Source organism: Bacillus sp. FSL K6-3431, assembly GCF_038002605.1.
Taxonomy (GTDB): domain Bacteria; phylum Bacillota; class Bacilli; order Bacillales; family Bacillaceae_C; genus Lederbergia.
This window is the reverse complement of record NZ_JBBOCT010000001.1, coordinates 4,847,260-4,862,059: the sequence shown is the minus strand read 5'-3', so window position 1 is coordinate 4,862,059 and position 14,800 is coordinate 4,847,260. Positions and strand designations below refer to the sequence as shown.

Here is a 14,800-nt window from a genome sequence, read left to right as displayed (position 1 = left end):
TAACAGGGGTCTTTTATTTTGCTAATGTGAACTTGGCTCCCAGATGCTCTACTAAATAATCTTCCAAGTTATCCTCCAGGATTGTTTCACCGTCGATCTCGACAATTGACTCACCTTCAAAAATCTCTTCACCCATTGCATCAGTACCCCAATGTTTTTCTTGATCGTTCCAAAGTGCATCGATTACCATTGGATTCTCTACTGGTGGCATTATTTTCACCTCCTGTTATGTATTAATGGTTAGTACCATCGAAGCGACTACAAGCCATTAAGGGGGACAGCTTATAATCGCTTCGACAGGTACCAAGCCTGTCTTGTATTCCGAATGTTCAGATGTTATAATGTAGTTACTGAATGAATTTCATGTTTGGATCTTTGCAGGAAGTTGAGCCGTGAACTCAATTTCCTGCTTTTTTGTTGTCTTCTTTGATGAAACTCCCAACCATGTAACCTAGTGAGCTAAAAATCACTGCTACCAACCACATATCGAAAAAGTCCATATCGTTCACTCCTTATATCAATGTGATGAATCCACCCATTAAAGTAGTTGTTAAGCTTGCTAAGTTCTGCATGATGCTAATCCCATCCATTCCTAGCATGAAAGCAACTGCGACTTCTGGTGCCTGTGTAACCTGTATGATTTGTAGGAACATCGGTAGATCTGGTGTTTTAACATCATTTTCATACTTGCTGATATCTGACTGACTTATATGTAATTTTTCAGCAAATTCTTCTTGACTAAAGCCTGCTCTTTGCCTTAAGGCTCTGAATACTCCCCCAAACTCCATTTTGATCACCTCCCCGTTTATTCCAAATTGGAATAGTAGATGTTTCATTTTGTTAGTAAACTAGAGTTAAGAGATTAATTGATTCGATTGCTGTTCTATCCAATTCATTAATGCTGAGTATGGAATCCTAATCTTGTTTCCATCTTTGAAACAAGGGAAGCCGTTAACTTCCGCTTGTTGGCAAAGCTCATAAGTTGCCGTGCGGCCAATCCTTAATATTTCTGCTGTCTCAGGAACTGTTAGGAATCTAGGAATCTCGTTGTATCCGTGTCGTTCTAATAATTGTTCAATATTTTTCAAGTGTTTCTCATTTTCTTCACGAATAATTTGTCGTACTACATCTTCGAAGGACATTTAGCTCACCTTCCTTGGAATCCAGTTTTCAACGTATCGAATTGCTGATTGTAATTCGTGACGCTTTACATCTTTATATGAAGCAACTGCAAATCGATCCTTGATTTCACGATAGATTTCTTTGAAAAACTTCGGACGCTCTTTTGCGTCGTGGCATAGCTCGTACGCTTTAGACGCAACTGCTTTCTGTAATCTGCGTTGTTCGCCATGATCGAGCGTGATCTCGTTATCCACTTTCTGTTTAAGCATTTTGATTTCATTGGAGTGTTCAGTTGTCACCTGTTTCAGCTCCTCAGTTTCTTCTGCTGTTAAAGTAGTAAGTTTCAAGACTGCAATTAGAGATTGTTTTTCGTTTAAAGGAACGACATTGTTTTTGATTTCGTAATAATCATCAACCAACATTTCGTAAGCATCCCAAGCTTGATCCGTGTTGAGTGATTTTGCATGAAGCCAAGCTCCTTTTTCTGTCCAGAGATACAATACGGAAGTGAACTTTAGGCTGTCGTCAAATTGACGTGACCCTTTGAATTCTCTTAATTCGTTACCTGAAAGAGCAAAGTAATGTTTTCCTTGAATGTATCTTTCTGAATTTCGTTGAAAGTTCCGATTAACAATTTTGGCATCTGCCCCAAACGATTCTGCAAGTTGAGCAGTTGTTAATACTCGTTGATTGTTTTGGATGATAGGTTGTAATTGATTCATTTGTTTTCCTCCTCCTAAATTGCTGTTTTAGCAACGTTCCGGTTAAAAAAATCTGGAATCTTGCATTTTAACGTTTTAGATAACATAGGAAGTTGCTCTGCTTTGAATGCATAAGTGCCATTCTCATACTTTAAATAAGTTGATGCATTCTTCATTCCTAAGCTGTCAGCCATTTCTTGCAAAGTTTTTTCAAGCTCAATCCGTCGATTCTTGATGTATTGTAAATCTAGTGTTTGCATGTAAACCCTCCTTAAATTGCTGAATTAGCAACGCCTTAATTACATATTACATTGCTATTATAGAAATGTCAACACTTTATATTGTTATTTTAGCAATTATTATATTTCTGTTTTGGAAACGTGCTATTATGATGTTGTGGTTATAGAAAGTGGTGGGGAAATGGAAATAGGACATAGAATTATATCCCTAAGAGAAAGCAAAGGATGGAATCAACGAGAATTAGCTAAGAGGGTTAATTTGAATGCTAGTGTAATGAATAGAATTGAATCAGGTGAAAGACCTATTAAGGATCATGAACTAGCTAAGATTTCAGATGTATTAGAAGTTAAATCTGACTATCTTTTAGGTAGATCTAATAATCCTAATATGACTGAGGACGATGAATTTCAAGAGTTCATCAGTGACCCTGAGCTTGGACGCTGGTATAAAGAGTTACCTAAATCTAAAGAAGAGGATTTAAGGAAACTCCGTAAGATGTGGGAAATTATTAAGAGCGAAAAAGATTGATTTAGTAATTAAAAGCACGATTCTTTCAATCGTGTATATTTTTTACATATAATATAGGTGATATTCACCATGACAATTTAAGGAGATGCATATGAATAAAATATTGTTGGTTTTGTTACTGGGTTTAACTTTGGTATTGGGAGCTTGTGGATCTGATACTGTTAAAATTAGTGGCGGTGATAAAAAACCAAAAGAAGAATCGGCGAAAGAAGCTGAAAAGGATAAAGAAGTTCCAGAAGAAGTAAAAAAAGAAGCTGAAACAGAAAATGAAAACGTTCAAGAAGATGATGATCTAAAAGCGACTAACACTTTCACGAATAAAGAACTCGGTATCACTGGTGAAGTCGGACCAATGAAATATGAAATATCAGGCATTCAATTAAAAGAACTCGAACCAAAAACTCAAGAAACAGCAGATATGTTTGAAGTTGAAATAGGAGATAAAGTGCACGTGATTACTATTGCTCTTTCTGGCGAAAACACATCAGAAGAAGATATGACCTTCTATTTAGGACAAGCAACGATCATTACAAATACTAAAGAGCAATTAGAGCCAGATATGATATTGTCTGAATATATTGAAGGTGATTACCTTGGACAAGTGGAGCATGAAGGTTTTAATGTATATATATTAAATAAGTCAACTGTAAAAGATTTGGAATCTATTGAAATACGAATATCTGCACCTACTGATAGCGGATTCGAAACTGTTGGTGAAGATATCAAACATGTAATCGAAGTTAACAAGTAATAGAGCGCTCCTTCTATCGAGGGAGTTTTCTTTCAACCATCATTAGAACATACGTTTGATAAAGGGGGAGATTATTATATACAATTATAGTATTTTGGAAGATTTTGTGAACGAAACGTATCAGTCCATGGGTATTGTAACTCCGAAGAAAATTAATATGTTAGCAATAGCTGACTGTCTTAATGTTAAACTACGTTTTTGGGACGATACAAGTGAAGCAACAAAAATCAAAGGAGTACATTGGATATTTTTAAATGAACATCTAAGTCCTGAAGAAAAATGGCAGGATTTTGGTCATGAATTATGCCATGTTCTTCAACATTCCGGCTATCAATGGAACTTGCCATTCGAATTTCGTCTCTATCAGGAAGTAAAAGCGGAAAATTTTATGCACCATTTCTGCGTCCCAACTTTTATGTTACAAGATTACGAGTTTACTAATTATTATAATTTCGATGATGGAGTACCGTTAATAGCAAAAAACTTTAATGTCACAGAGGAATTTGCCAAGATAAGGCTCAACCAATATAAAAAGAAAGTTCTACAAGCCCATTCCGATGAGGAGCATCGTCGTTATATGGAATCTATGTATCCAAAAGCACCCCCATATAACGAAGAAACTAATAAAGTATTAGATCAATTAAATGCTCTATTAATAAAGAAAGGTGTGAAAGTTTAATGCCACAACAACGATTGTATTATGATTATGTAGATGACCAGCTAATCCCCTACTGGTATGTTTTGACGTTTCGATATAACCAACTAGATTGGGACCAGACTGTTTATTATTTTGATGCCATCAAGCCTTTTGAATTCGTTGAAAGAGACGAATTCGATGATTCTTTCATCAATATGTCATTTAACCTCTCAGACTTAGTTTTTAATAAATGTTATCCACATAAAATCGGAATTAATCTAAAGTGTGTCAGAAAGCGAATTGAGCTGCATGGAGTGGATCCTTGTGTGGTCCGACAGTTTATTTTACAAGCGCCAGAAATAAATGAATTTCTCGAAATCCTGCCAACCAAAAGAACAATGGAGTTTGTGATCATCTAAACATTGAAAGGAGGTGAAACTATAATGAGAGGACACGTTGTTAAACGTGGTAGTAAATACTCTTATATCATCGATCTAGGTCGTGATCCAGTTACGAAAAAGCGTAAGCAAAAACGTGTATCTGGATTTACAAGCGAAAAGAAAGCGCGTAAATCTATGATCGACATGATAGCAGAAATTAATAAGGGCGGGTATGTAGAACCGACTAACAAGAATTTAGGGGAATATCTTGATGAGTGGCTGAAGCATAAGGAAAAACGTGTGGCATATGGAACTTATCTTCACTATGAAGGATTTGTTCGTAATCACATTAAACCGGCTATAGGAAATGTTAAAACACATGAATTAAAACCAATGCAGCTACAATTATTTTATGATGGATTACTTGATGCTGGAGTATTATCCGCTCGATCTATACATCATATACACAGAATCATATCTAATGCGCTTAATTTAGGCGTAAGAATGGGTGAAGTCCAAAGAAATATTGCTAGTGCTGTAGATCCTGTAACGGTTAAAAAGAAAGAATTAAACTACTGGGATGTCGAGGATGTGAATAAGTATGTTGAAGTGGCCAGAAGTCATAAACACTTCATCGCTTTTTATCTAGCGATTTTTACTGGAATGAGACAAGGTGAAGTATTAGGATTGAAGTGGGATGCGCTAGACTTTGATAACAAAACCATACATGTACACCGAGCAATAAAAAGAAAAGAAGGCGGACATGTATTAGATGATTTAAAAAACGATCCAAGCTATCGGTCTATATCTATGTCAGAAAGTTTAATGTTTGAGTTAAAAAAGCATAAGACCAGACAAAAAGAGGAAAAGTTAAAACTTGGTGAGGATTATGACGATCAAGGATTTGTTGTGGCTACGGCTGTAGGCTCTTTCGTGCTACCTACAAATATCGGAAGGGCATTCCGGATAATGTTAAAAAAGACGAAAGTAAAGCAGATACGCTTCCATGACATGCGGCATACTCATGCATCATTGCTATTTAGTCAAAACATCCATCCTAAAATTGTACAGGAACGTTTGGGCCATTCGTCAATACAGATTACTTTAGACACTTATTCTCACATGCTACCAAACATGCAAGAAGCAGCAGCCGCTAAATTGGATGAAATGTTTGCTGATAAAAACATTGAAAATGAGAACAAAAATGCACTTTAGTAGACTAAAGGTGACCAAACCGTGACCAATCACGATTTTTAACAAAAAAACAGCAAGGGAACAAAACGCTGCATCCCCTGCTATCAATAGGTTTTTGGTAACGGCCCCAGCAGGAATCGAACCTGCGACGCACGGTTTAGGAAACCGACGCTCTATCCTCTGAGCTATGGAGCCATAATTCAGTCACATTTTTTTCACTTTCCCTATTATAATACAAAGTTTCTTTGATTAACAGTAAAATCTTATATATACTAAATATAAGATAAGTCTCACATCTTTTTTTGAAATAAAAGAAGATAGTTCTCTTCTTTTTTCACATAGATTTATATGATCATTTACACAAGAGGAGGTTATTTGCATGCAACTAGGAGTGCTATTAGGCTTAATTGCTATCATGGGAACTGTAGCGGTTTTTCTTACCTTATTTATTGGATCCGCATTGAACTCAGATGACGCCCACACAATTGACGAATTGCCACAAAATGATTTAAGTCAAAAAGCTCAATAAATTTAATAAAATCTCTTGCTAACAACTATGTTGCAAGAGATTTTTTATTATCTTAAAATTACTTCTAGACTTTTCTAAATTTTATGTTTATTGTTAGTGAAAGAGGGAAAATAATTAATGCCTCTTTACTTAACTACATGATTGGCATACATTTTTTAGAAACTGGAGGGATTTTAAATGGATTTATGGATAACGATCGGTCTTGTCTTTGTATTGGGTTCCATTGCCGTATTTCTCTGTTATTTCATTAGTGGAGCCTTAAATTTTGATGATGCTAAAAGAGTGGACAAAGCTCGTGTAGGAAAATCTGATGATGATTAAGACAAAGATAAAGCGCCTGAAGCGTATCCAATACGCTCGGCGCTTTCATTTATCAAAACTGATAGTTTAAACTAATTAGCTTCATCTTTGTCATTTCTCTGATAGCATATTTTACTCCTTCATGGCCATAGCCTGACTCTTTCACACCACCATAAGGCATATTATCAAATCGAAGCGTAGGGACATCATTGATTAAAACTTGACCGACTTCTAGTTCATGAGCAAAATACAGTGATTGCTTCAAATTGTTCGTAAATACCCCCGCATTTAATCCGTACTGACTATCGTTCATTAACTCAAGTGCCTTTTCCGGAGATGCCACACGATTAATCACAACAACGGGACCAAATACTTCTTCACATACCACCTTAGCAGACGCGTGGACATTCGTTAGAACAGTCGGCAATATACCTGTCTCCCGTGTCACACCTCCAGTGAGTAGCTCAGCACCACCATCTACTGCTTCTCTCACCCATGCAAGCACACGCTCTCGCGATTTCTTATTAATCATTCCAGTAATGACCGTTTTTTCATCAAGGGGATCACCGAAAGTAAGCTTTTCTGTTCCTTTTACAAACTCCTCTAAAAATGCATCCGCTATTTCTTCATGAACATAAATTCTTTGTGTATGGATACACACTTGTCCATTATAGGCAAAAGCTCCATTTACAGATTTCTGCACAATATTTTTAAGCTCATCTTTTACAGAAGCATCTACATACAATGCTGAGTTGCTTCCAAGCTCTAAAGTCATTCTTTTCAGTCCCGCTTGATTTTTTATCTCTTTACCAACCTCTGGACTTCCCGTGAACGAAATCTTCTTCACCCTCTCATCTTCCAGTAGCACTTTTACTATAGCCTTTCCTTCTCCTGGAATTACATTTAACGCCCCATCAGGCAAGCCGGCTTTCGTGAACAGCTCTGCCAGTTTTAATGCGGATAATGGGGTTTTCTCAGCTGGTTTGACAACAATTGTATTTCCCGCGGCAATTGCTGGTCCTACTTTATGAACGGTAAGGTTTAATGGAAAATTAAAAGGTGTCACTGCCCCAACCACTCCTAGCGGCTCAAAAACAGTATAAGCGTCCCTTCCAGTACCGCCTGTAGCTGCCCCAAGGGGAATATACTCTCCTTGGCTTTGTTTTGCTTCTTCTCCGGAAAATTGTAATGTTTGTACAGATCGTTCTACTTCTGCTCTTGATGCCGTAATTGGTTTTCCTGCTTCCACTGTAATAAGCTTCGCAAATTCTTCTTTTCTATCATTTAGTAAGCGTGCAGCATTGAATAAAATGTTTGCGCGCTCTAAGGCGGATGTCCGTTTCATTTTTTGAAAAGCTTGATGAGCTGAAGCGACAGCCTTTTTCATATCTTCCGTTGTTCCTTCCGATACTTTTGCTATCAGTTCGTTGTTATACGGATTGATTAATTCATACATTGTATCCGTTTTATTATATTCACCATCAATATATAGACCCATTTTCATCTTCTCACCTCATCATTGATTTGATTTAACTATAACAAATTGTCAATAAAAATTCGTATATTGTGTTTGACATTACCGTTATTACTGTATATATTGAATATTAACAGTTGGTAAAATAAAAAATAAAGAGGGGTAATTTTCATGTTTAAAAAAGCAATCTGTTCACGATGCGAAAGAGAAATACAAGAAAGTGAAGAAGTATACGCTAAATTAAATTATCCAAAACACAAAGTAATGGTAGAAATTAAAGCGTTTTTGCAAAAGAAAAGTGAAATTATTTGTAAAGATTGTTTTAAAGAAACAAAGAATTAATTTTCTCATTCTATAAATAAAAAATATTGTAGGTGTTCAGATGAATGTCATCATTTCCAACAATAATGGCCAGCCGATTTACATCCAAATTAAAGATCAGCTAAAAGAACAAATTTTACGGGGGGAACTCGTTGAAAAGTCAGCCCTTCCTTCTATTAGGAAGCTTGCAAAAGATTTACAGATCAGCGTAATCACAACGAAAAGAGCATATGACGAATTGGAAAGTGAAGGGTTTATCGAAACCTTTCCTGGAAAAGGCTCGTTCGTCGCCACTCAAAATCACGAGTTATTAAAAGAAAAACAAATGAAAATGATGGAAGATAAGCTAAGCGAAGTCATTCAAGATAGCAAAGCATACAACGTCAGCTTAGAAGAATTAGTGCAAATGGTAACTTTACTGTACGAGGAGTGATTGGTTTGGAAAATATCATCGAAGTAAAAAGGATCTCGAAGACATTAAAAGACTTTCAACTAAAAAATATCTCATTCGCTTTAAAAAAAGGGTATATCATGGGTTTAATTGGACCAAACGGGGCTGGGAAAAGTACGCTCATTCGCTGTTTGATGGATTTAATGAAGATTAACACTGGAGAAATTAATTTATTTGGCATGACACACGCTGAAAACACTAAAGAAATGAAGCAAAGAATTGGCTTTGTTTATGACGAAAGTTATTTTTATGAAGATCTTACATTAGAAAAAAATAAGCGCATTATTGCTCCGTTTTATCGCGATTGGGATGAGCAAGCTTTTTATGATTATATTGAAAAATTCAATTTACCGCTGAAAAAGAAAGTAAAGCATTTATCCAAAGGGATGAAAATGAAATTCGCGATTGCAATTGCCCTATCACATCATCCAGATTTAATTATTTTAGATGAACCGACATCAGGTCTTGATCCTGTTTTCCGTAGGGAATTACTCGATATTTTACAAGATATTATCCAAGATGAAAATAAATCAGTTTTCTTTTCCACACATATTACAACGGACTTAGAGCAAATTGCAGATTATATTACGTTTATTCACGCTGGGGAATTGATCTTTAGCAAGGAAACAGATGCGATTTTAGAAGATTACAAGCTTATGAGAGGACCACGAGAGTTAGTCGATCGCATTAACACATTAAACATTGTCGGGATGAAACAAACAGATATTGGCTTTGAGGCACTCATGAAGGATTTTAAAAAAGTTGATGTTGAGCTAATGGAAAATCTAGTGTTGCTACAACCTACCTTGGAAGACATCATGTATTACACAGTGAAAGGAAGGTCCTTATGAAGCAGTTGATCCTCAAAGATCTATATACACAAAAGCGTATGGGCTACTTTTTTCCAATTTTCATTACATTCATGATGTTTATAAGCCTTAGTTTTGTTGTCGGCATTGGCAACTTTTTCTTAATAGCAGCGACATACGCTGCGATCTGGCTATCTGTCTATTCCAATTTTGGCGTCGTATCTATAGATTTATTACAGAAAAGATTGGTCACGAGCCTCCCTGTTACTAGAAAAAATATCGTGCAAGCAAAGTACTTAGCTGCTCTCGTATGGTGGGGGATTAGTTTTCTATTTTTTGGATTCATTTATCTGATCATAGAGATCTCCACTTCTGCAGATTTAGGCCTACCAAGTTGGCAAAGTATCTTACTTTCTTTTGCTGCCTTATATATTGCTATTTCCATTTTTTATCCGCTCTATTTTGCGTATGGTTATCAAATTGCTGCGCTTATCACCGTTATAATCACAATGAGTGGTTTTTTTAGTATAGGTTACCTATCTGCATTTTTTGATGGGCTCGAAAACAGTCTTACTATATCGAAGTTAATTATTATTATCATAAGTATTTTAGTAGTAACACTTTCTTATATTGGATCTGTCAGAGTCTTTGAGAAAAAAGATTTGTAAAGGAGGGCCATCATGATCAATCTAATGAAAGCTGATATGAAAAGCATCAAACTGTTTGCATTTGTAACGCTTATTCCGGCAGTGTTCGTCATTGCATTTATATCTACTATTTTTAGCACGAGCATTTTTTACGTAGGAATCTCCCTCATCACGCTCGGGCTTTCGTTTGAAACATTTAATAAGCAAACTAAAGATAAGATTCCGACGCTTATTATTAGCTTGCCTGTGACGAGAAAGGAATATATTACCGTAAAATATGTCATAGTCATCCCATGGTTTATCATAGCTTCTATTACTATGACTATATTGATCCTATTATTTGATAGAGACTTTAGCTTTTTCAGTTTAAAAATATGGTTGATCACTTTTGCTCTTACAATCATGTTCGCTTCATTATTCTTTTTAATCAATCATTTTTGGAAAACGGCTACATTCCCTTTATTCATTTTCTGTATTACCTTTACTCTCTCTCTCAATTTACCAGATAAAATGAGTGAATTCTTTTCATTAATAAATCATTGGCTAATCTACCTTGTCTCGTTGTTAATAACGGTTATTTCCTATTGTACTGTATTGTCTCGGTTCAAAAAGACTGATATCACTTAATTCTCTGTCAGTTTCTGAATTTTTGGGCTACAATGAATAGGTCAGAAAAATATTTACTGTTTAGACAGAAGAAAGGAACGTTTCATGCATACAAAAAATAGTTTACTTGATGATTTAACCAATCTATCCATTGATAAAAAGGGAACATTACTTGTACACTCTTCATACAAAAGTATTGGAGACGTAGCCGGCAGAGCTGATACTGTTCTAGATGCACTCGAAAAACATATGGAAGATGGATTACTTGTCCTTCCGACACATACATGGGATTCGATCAATGCTGACAATCCAACTTTTTCTGTGCAAGATTCTTCGACATGTGTTGGTATATTAACAGAACTGTTTCGGAAAAGAGATCATGTTGTTCGATCTGCTCATCCGACGCACTCCGTGGCAGCTATTGGTGAGGATGCTATTGCTTTTACATCTGGTGACGAAAAGTGCGACACACCATGTGCTCGCGGTTCTGCTTGGGGCAAGTTACTTGATCGGAATGCGCAAATCATGCTAGTTGGTGTCGATTTAAAAAGAAATACGTATATCCATGGGATTGAAGAATGGGCAGATATACCAGGACGAATGACGGATAGCTTCGAGCAACTACAATCTGTTTTGCCAGACGGTACAATAGTGAATGTACCTTCACGCCGACATAGCGGCTTATCTTGGTCCGAACATTTTTGGAAGGTGGATGACATCTTATTAAACCGTGGAGCAATGTCGATTGGTACATTCGGTGATGCTGAAACAAGAGTATGTAATGCGAGGAAACTTAACGATGTCTTAATGGATATGCTATATGATCTACCTGACTTATTTTCCGATAATGAACCACTCGATAAAAAAACAATTGAATATTATTCGAATAAATAATATCAAGAAGTTTAGCAGTAACATTCAGGTAGAAAAAATCAGCAGCCAAATTCGGCTCCTGACTTTTTATTAATTTATTTTACAGACCCCATCATTCCAGCTACAAAATGTCTTTGCATCAGGAAGAATACAAGTGCTGTCGGCAATGTCGCTATAACGATCGCCATCATAATCACACCAAAATCTGGTGAATAACCTGACCCTAGATTAGATATGAGTAATGGTATTGTTTGATTTTCTGGTGACTGCAAGACTACTAATGGCCATAAATAATTATTCCAACTCGACATAAATGTAATAATTGCCGCCGCGGCATATGTTGTTTTCATCGTCGGCATAAAGATACGTAGAAAGATTCCTATTTCACTCAAGCCATCGATTCGCCCCGCTTCAATCATCTCTCTTGGAAACATTTTTGTGCTTTGTCTAAAGAAGAAGATAAGAAATGCAGTAGTCATCGTCGGTAACACTACTGATGTCAATGTGTCAATACCAATCGCTGGCATCGTTTGTGAAATGGACCCGAACATCCGATATAAAGGAACCATCAATGCTGCAAATGGAATCATCATCGATAGCAGCAGTATATTAAATACCATATCTTTAGCTTTGCTTTTATAAATTTCAAATCCATATCCTGCCATGGATGCGATTAGAAGCGCTAAAACCGTTGTTGTAATCGATATTTTTGCTGAATTCAATAATGCCGGTACGATATCAACTGTTTCAAGGAGATTCGTTAAATTTTTTATAAAATGGCTACCTGGTAATAATCTCCCTTGTGTTACATCAACTGATTTGTTCGTTGCACTCACAATCATCCATATAAACGGAAAAATGGAAACAACTGATGCAATGACCAGGAATATATATACAAATATCCGTTTTACATTAGTCATTTCGATCACCTGCCACTTTAAATTGTAGAATTGCTAAAATTACAATGAAGAATACGATTACATAAGATACAGTCGCTGCGTAACCAAAATCCGGTGTGTACTTAAAAGAAAGATTGTAAATATATTGAGATATGGAGGACGTGGCATTACCAGGACCGCCTTTTGTAATATTCATAATCTCATCAAAAATCTGGAGTGTCCCAATGGTCGATGTGATGGAAGTAAATAATATAATTGGCTTCAACATCGGGATCGTTATTCTAAAGAATTGTTGTAAACCATTAGCACCATCAATTTTTGCTGCTTCGTAAATGGAATTGTCTACATTCTGTAGTGCGGATAAATAAAATATCATATTATAACCTGTCCAACGCCAAGTAATGGCAATGATGATCGTTATTTTTGCCCAAAAAGGATCTGTCAACCAATTGATTGCTTGTGGTACAAGATGAAACTTTACTAATAATGTATTTACTAAACCATCAACTGCAAATAAATATTTAAATATAACAGAATAAGCTACAAGAGAAGTAACACAAGGTAAAAAAATCAAGGTTCTGAAAACACCTTTTAATTTCAGCGTTTTATCATTCAATAGCACAGATATAAATAATCCTAATATAATCATGATTGGTACTTGAACAATTAAATAAATGAAGGTATTTTTTACTGCTGCTAGAAAAGTAGCATCAGAAAACAGTCGCTTATAATTATCTAGTCCTACAAACTGTAAGTTCGTACCTGTACCAGATTTAAAAGATAAGATCAATGCTTGAATCATAGGGTAAAAATAAAACGCACAAATCATGAATACCGCCACTATGATAAATGACCAGCCAATGGCATTATTTTTCATTCTCGTACTCACGTAAATCAACTCCTTATTTAGAAAAGCGCAAGGCGCCCACCGATCCTGTTGAAACTCGGAAGTAACTTTTCTGTAAATAAAACCTTGATCAATTATCTACTACTTAGCAGTGATGCAGCAGACAATTGCTCAAGGTTATTTTCCTATCCTTATTTAATCTGCGATTCTGCTTGTTTTTGGGCATCTTTCAATACATCGTCAATATCTTTTCCAGATAAATAATTCTGCATTTCTACGACTAAGATGTCATTAATCGCATACGTATGCATGCCGTAATTAATACCGATAATGTCCTCCATCCACTTGGCAAAATCGCCTGAAAGAGCTTGGTCGCTAAAGAATGGATCTTTCTCATTGTACGCTGCACTATCAGAGACTGGAGTATAAGTACCAAGAGCACCAACTTCTGTTATTAACTTCTCATAAAGCTCTTCATTTTCCCCAAATGTTTTTCCAAGGAACTCTGCAGCTTTTTCCTTGCCTGGAACATTTAAAACATACCATGAGCTTCCTCCTAAGTTAGAGGCATTTATTGAACTCTCTATTGGCAATCGTGGTATTGGTACAACCGCCCATTTACCCGCTTGAGATTCTTCTGCTTTAATAGAAGGAGTGATCCAGTTTCCTGTAACAACTGATGCAACTTCTCCACCGTTAAAATTAGCAAGATATTGGTTCCAATCAGAGTGTGGCTTAACAATATCTGCATCAATCATCTTTTTGTATATTTCAAAAGCTGATTTCAGAGCTTCGTTACCTTCAATATTTGGAGTTACTCCATCTTCTTTTGTATACCAAGTTCCGGCAGTTTGAGTCATTGATCGTATTTCACCTAAGTCATTAGGATCAATTGAAATCATATGCTTTCCTGTCTTTTCCTTGACTACCTTACCAATTTCGATATATTCATTCCAATCGATTCCTTGCAAATCCTCAACCGTGTACCCCGCTTCTTCCAAATAATCAGTTCGAACGAACAATCCAGTTACACCTGTATCAAAAGGTAATCCATAGTTTTTACCATCCATACTAGTCGGTGCAAGCTTATATTCAGCAAAATCCTCATTATTAAAGTGATCTGTTAGCTCATAAAAAGAATCCGGAAATGCTTGTAAAAAGCTTTGTGCACGATAATCCTCGATCAATACTATGTTTGGTAAGCCTTTTGTTGTACCAGAACTAAGACTTGTGTTTAGCTTTTGAACGATATCGTCTTGTGCATTTTCGATAATTTTTAGTTTTACATCATCATTGCCATATGCCTCTTCAGCAAGCTTTAACGCTGCAATATTAAAGTTTGGATCCCATGCCCATACAGTGAGTTCATTATCATCTTTGCTTTCAGATCCTTCTTTCTCAGAGCCTGAGGAGCACGCAGCTAGCAATAATAGACTAGCTAACAATACATATAGTAATTTTTTCAATAGAATTACCTCCCGTATTTTTGTA

The 14,800-nt window shown here is 36.1% G+C and carries 22 protein-coding genes and 1 tRNA gene; 13 read left to right on the top strand and 10 right to left on the bottom strand.

Features of this window, described 5'->3' with window-relative positions; genetic code table 11:
* Nucleotides 1-13 precede the first annotated feature (13 nt).
* From MHB53_RS23055 to MHB53_RS23035, 5 genes are all read right to left on the bottom strand, one after another.
* Entirely contained in the window at nt 14-211 is a 198-nt protein-coding gene (locus MHB53_RS23055; protein ID WP_340922928.1) for a YqaI family protein, read from the bottom strand.
* A 301-nt stretch (nt 212-512) separates the two neighbouring features.
* Nucleotides 513-788, bottom strand: coding sequence for a helix-turn-helix domain-containing protein (locus tag MHB53_RS23050; protein WP_340922924.1), 276 nt, complete (start codon nt 786-788; stop codon nt 513-515).
* Between the two features lie 66 nt (nt 789-854).
* Nucleotides 855-1,142: a helix-turn-helix domain-containing protein gene (locus MHB53_RS23045; protein WP_340922921.1), complete on the bottom strand. Its 288-nt coding sequence runs from the start codon at nt 1,140-1,142 to the stop codon at nt 855-857.
* Nucleotides 1,143-1,844 (bottom strand): ORF6N domain-containing protein, encoded by a 702-nt coding sequence (locus MHB53_RS23040; RefSeq protein ID WP_340922919.1) that lies wholly within the window; start codon nt 1,842-1,844, stop codon nt 1,143-1,145.
* 14 nt (nt 1,845-1,858) lie between these two features.
* The gene (locus MHB53_RS23035; protein ID WP_340922917.1) at nt 1,859-2,083 is read right to left on the bottom strand and encodes a helix-turn-helix domain-containing protein; all 225 of its coding nucleotides are present in this window, start codon (nt 2,081-2,083) and stop codon (nt 1,859-1,861) included.
* Nucleotides 2,084-2,243: 160 nt separating this feature from the next.
* Here MHB53_RS23035 and MHB53_RS23030 point away from each other — a divergent pair, with 160 nt between their 5' ends.
* From MHB53_RS23030 to MHB53_RS23010, 5 genes are all read left to right on the top strand, one after another.
* Nucleotides 2,244-2,591 carry a helix-turn-helix domain-containing protein gene (locus tag MHB53_RS23030; protein WP_340922913.1) on the top strand — a complete coding sequence of 116 codons (348 nt, stop codon included), beginning with the start codon at nt 2,244-2,246 and terminating at the stop codon, nt 2,589-2,591.
* Nucleotides 2,592-2,682: 91 nt separating this feature from the next.
* Complete coding sequence (locus tag MHB53_RS23025; RefSeq protein ID WP_340922911.1) at nt 2,683-3,342, top strand: hypothetical protein; 660 nt, start codon at nt 2,683-2,685, stop codon at nt 3,340-3,342.
* A gap of 106 nt (nt 3,343-3,448) precedes the next feature.
* Entirely contained in the window at nt 3,449-4,021 is a 573-nt protein-coding gene (locus tag MHB53_RS23020; RefSeq protein WP_340922909.1) for an ImmA/IrrE family metallo-endopeptidase, read from the top strand.
* Entirely contained in the window at nt 4,021-4,398 is a 378-nt protein-coding gene (locus MHB53_RS23015) for a hypothetical protein (RefSeq protein ID WP_340922907.1), read from the top strand. Before MHB53_RS23020 ends, MHB53_RS23015 begins: the two co-directional genes overlap by 1 nt.
* A gap of 24 nt (nt 4,399-4,422) precedes the next feature.
* The gene (locus MHB53_RS23010; RefSeq protein WP_340922905.1) at nt 4,423-5,574 is read left to right on the top strand and encodes a site-specific integrase; all 1,152 of its coding nucleotides are present in this window, start codon (nt 4,423-4,425) and stop codon (nt 5,572-5,574) included.
* 101 nt (nt 5,575-5,675) lie between these two features.
* On the opposite strand, the gene MHB53_RS23005 is transcribed toward MHB53_RS23010, so the two are convergent.
* Nucleotides 5,676-5,748 (bottom strand) — tRNA-Arg (locus MHB53_RS23005).
* A gap of 184 nt (nt 5,749-5,932) precedes the next feature.
* On the opposite strand from MHB53_RS23005, the gene MHB53_RS23000 reads away from it, so the two are divergent.
* Both MHB53_RS23000 and MHB53_RS22995 read left to right on the top strand, forming a co-directional pair.
* Complete coding sequence (locus MHB53_RS23000) at nt 5,933-6,082, top strand: hypothetical protein (protein WP_340922901.1); 150 nt, start codon at nt 5,933-5,935, stop codon at nt 6,080-6,082.
* Nucleotides 6,083-6,259: 177 nt separating this feature from the next.
* A complete protein-coding gene (locus tag MHB53_RS22995) occupies nt 6,260-6,403 on the top strand; it encodes a hypothetical protein (RefSeq protein WP_340922900.1) in 144 nt (47 codons plus the stop codon).
* 52 nt (nt 6,404-6,455) lie between these two features.
* Here MHB53_RS22995 and MHB53_RS22990 read toward each other — a convergent pair whose 3' ends face one another.
* Nucleotides 6,456-7,886: an aldehyde dehydrogenase family protein gene (locus tag MHB53_RS22990; RefSeq protein ID WP_340922898.1), complete on the bottom strand. Its 1,431-nt coding sequence runs from the start codon at nt 7,884-7,886 to the stop codon at nt 6,456-6,458.
* A gap of 141 nt (nt 7,887-8,027) precedes the next feature.
* On the opposite strand from MHB53_RS22990, the gene MHB53_RS22985 reads away from it, so the two are divergent.
* The 6 genes from MHB53_RS22985 to MHB53_RS22960 all read left to right on the top strand — a co-directional run bounded on the left by MHB53_RS22985 (nt 8,028) and on the right by MHB53_RS22960 (nt 11,584).
* Nucleotides 8,028-8,198 carry a Fe3+ hydroxamate ABC transporter substrate-binding protein gene (locus MHB53_RS22985; RefSeq protein WP_340922896.1) on the top strand — a complete coding sequence of 57 codons (171 nt, stop codon included), beginning with the start codon at nt 8,028-8,030 and terminating at the stop codon, nt 8,196-8,198.
* 40 nt (nt 8,199-8,238) lie between these two features.
* A complete protein-coding gene (locus MHB53_RS22980) occupies nt 8,239-8,610 on the top strand; it encodes a GntR family transcriptional regulator (RefSeq protein WP_340922894.1) in 372 nt (123 codons plus the stop codon).
* A gap of 5 nt (nt 8,611-8,615) precedes the next feature.
* Entirely contained in the window at nt 8,616-9,479 is an 864-nt protein-coding gene (locus MHB53_RS22975) for an ABC transporter ATP-binding protein (RefSeq protein WP_445661473.1), read from the top strand.
* On the top strand, nt 9,476-10,105 hold the full coding sequence (locus tag MHB53_RS22970; protein ID WP_340922888.1) for an ABC-2 transporter permease: 630 nt from the start codon (nt 9,476-9,478) through the stop codon (nt 10,103-10,105). Before MHB53_RS22975 ends, MHB53_RS22970 begins: the two co-directional genes overlap by 4 nt.
* A 12-nt stretch (nt 10,106-10,117) precedes the next feature.
* Entirely contained in the window at nt 10,118-10,711 is a 594-nt protein-coding gene (locus tag MHB53_RS22965) for an ABC-2 transporter permease (protein ID WP_340922886.1), read from the top strand.
* 84 nt (nt 10,712-10,795) lie between these two features.
* On the top strand, nt 10,796-11,584 hold the full coding sequence (locus MHB53_RS22960) for an AAC(3) family N-acetyltransferase (RefSeq protein ID WP_340922884.1): 789 nt from the start codon (nt 10,796-10,798) through the stop codon (nt 11,582-11,584).
* A gap of 74 nt (nt 11,585-11,658) precedes the next feature.
* Here MHB53_RS22960 and MHB53_RS22955 read toward each other — a convergent pair whose 3' ends face one another.
* The 3 genes from MHB53_RS22955 to MHB53_RS22945 all read right to left on the bottom strand — a co-directional run bounded on the left by MHB53_RS22955 (nt 11,659) and on the right by MHB53_RS22945 (nt 14,775).
* Nucleotides 11,659-12,483, bottom strand: a complete 825-nt coding sequence (locus MHB53_RS22955) for a carbohydrate ABC transporter permease (protein WP_340922882.1) — start codon at nt 12,481-12,483, stop codon at nt 11,659-11,661.
* Complete coding sequence (locus MHB53_RS22950; RefSeq protein WP_340924928.1) at nt 12,476-13,339, bottom strand: carbohydrate ABC transporter permease; 864 nt, start codon at nt 13,337-13,339, stop codon at nt 12,476-12,478. The genes MHB53_RS22955 and MHB53_RS22950 overlap by 8 nt, the downstream gene beginning before the upstream one ends.
* A 161-nt stretch (nt 13,340-13,500) precedes the next feature.
* On the bottom strand, nt 13,501-14,775 hold the full coding sequence (locus tag MHB53_RS22945) for an ABC transporter substrate-binding protein (protein ID WP_340922880.1): 1,275 nt from the start codon (nt 14,773-14,775) through the stop codon (nt 13,501-13,503).
* Nucleotides 14,776-14,800: the final 25 nt, after the last annotated feature.

Excerpts from the sequence above, each read along its gene's own strand:
- MHB53_RS22995 (WP_340922900.1), top strand. The coding sequence starts at position 6,260 with ATGGATTTATGGATAACGATCGGTCTTGTCTTTGTATTGGGTTCCATT.
- MHB53_RS23045 (WP_340922921.1), bottom strand. The coding sequence starts at position 1,142 with ATGTCCTTCGAAGATGTAGTACGACAAATTATTCGTGAAGAAAATGAG.
- MHB53_RS23015 (WP_340922907.1), top strand. The coding sequence starts at position 4,021 with ATGCCACAACAACGATTGTATTATGATTATGTAGATGACCAGCTAATC.
- MHB53_RS22990 (WP_340922898.1), bottom strand. The coding sequence starts at position 7,886 with ATGAAAATGGGTCTATATATTGATGGTGAATATAATAAAACGGATACA.
- MHB53_RS23055 (WP_340922928.1), bottom strand. The coding sequence starts at position 211 with ATGCCACCAGTAGAGAATCCAATGGTAATCGATGCACTTTGGAACGAT.
- MHB53_RS23040 (WP_340922919.1), bottom strand. The coding sequence starts at position 1,844 with ATGAATCAATTACAACCTATCATCCAAAACAATCAACGAGTATTAACA.
- MHB53_RS22985 (WP_340922896.1), top strand. The coding sequence starts at position 8,028 with ATGTTTAAAAAAGCAATCTGTTCACGATGCGAAAGAGAAATACAAGAA.
- MHB53_RS22950 (WP_340924928.1), bottom strand. The coding sequence starts at position 13,339 with ATGAAAAATAATGCCATTGGCTGGTCATTTATCATAGTGGCGGTATTC.
- MHB53_RS23025 (WP_340922911.1), top strand. The coding sequence starts at position 2,683 with ATGAATAAAATATTGTTGGTTTTGTTACTGGGTTTAACTTTGGTATTG.
- MHB53_RS23010 (WP_340922905.1), top strand. The coding sequence starts at position 4,423 with ATGAGAGGACACGTTGTTAAACGTGGTAGTAAATACTCTTATATCATC.
- MHB53_RS23000 (WP_340922901.1), top strand. The coding sequence starts at position 5,933 with ATGCAACTAGGAGTGCTATTAGGCTTAATTGCTATCATGGGAACTGTA.
- MHB53_RS23030 (WP_340922913.1), top strand. The coding sequence starts at position 2,244 with ATGGAAATAGGACATAGAATTATATCCCTAAGAGAAAGCAAAGGATGG.
- MHB53_RS22960 (WP_340922884.1), top strand. The coding sequence starts at position 10,796 with ATGCATACAAAAAATAGTTTACTTGATGATTTAACCAATCTATCCATT.
- MHB53_RS22955 (WP_340922882.1), bottom strand. The coding sequence starts at position 12,483 with ATGACTAATGTAAAACGGATATTTGTATATATATTCCTGGTCATTGCA.
- MHB53_RS22970 (WP_340922888.1), top strand. The coding sequence starts at position 9,476 with ATGAAGCAGTTGATCCTCAAAGATCTATATACACAAAAGCGTATGGGC.
- MHB53_RS22980 (WP_340922894.1), top strand. The coding sequence starts at position 8,239 with ATGAATGTCATCATTTCCAACAATAATGGCCAGCCGATTTACATCCAA.
- MHB53_RS23035 (WP_340922917.1), bottom strand. The coding sequence starts at position 2,083 with ATGCAAACACTAGATTTACAATACATCAAGAATCGACGGATTGAGCTT.
- MHB53_RS22965 (WP_340922886.1), top strand. The coding sequence starts at position 10,118 with ATGATCAATCTAATGAAAGCTGATATGAAAAGCATCAAACTGTTTGCA.
- MHB53_RS23050 (WP_340922924.1), bottom strand. The coding sequence starts at position 788 with ATGGAGTTTGGGGGAGTATTCAGAGCCTTAAGGCAAAGAGCAGGCTTT.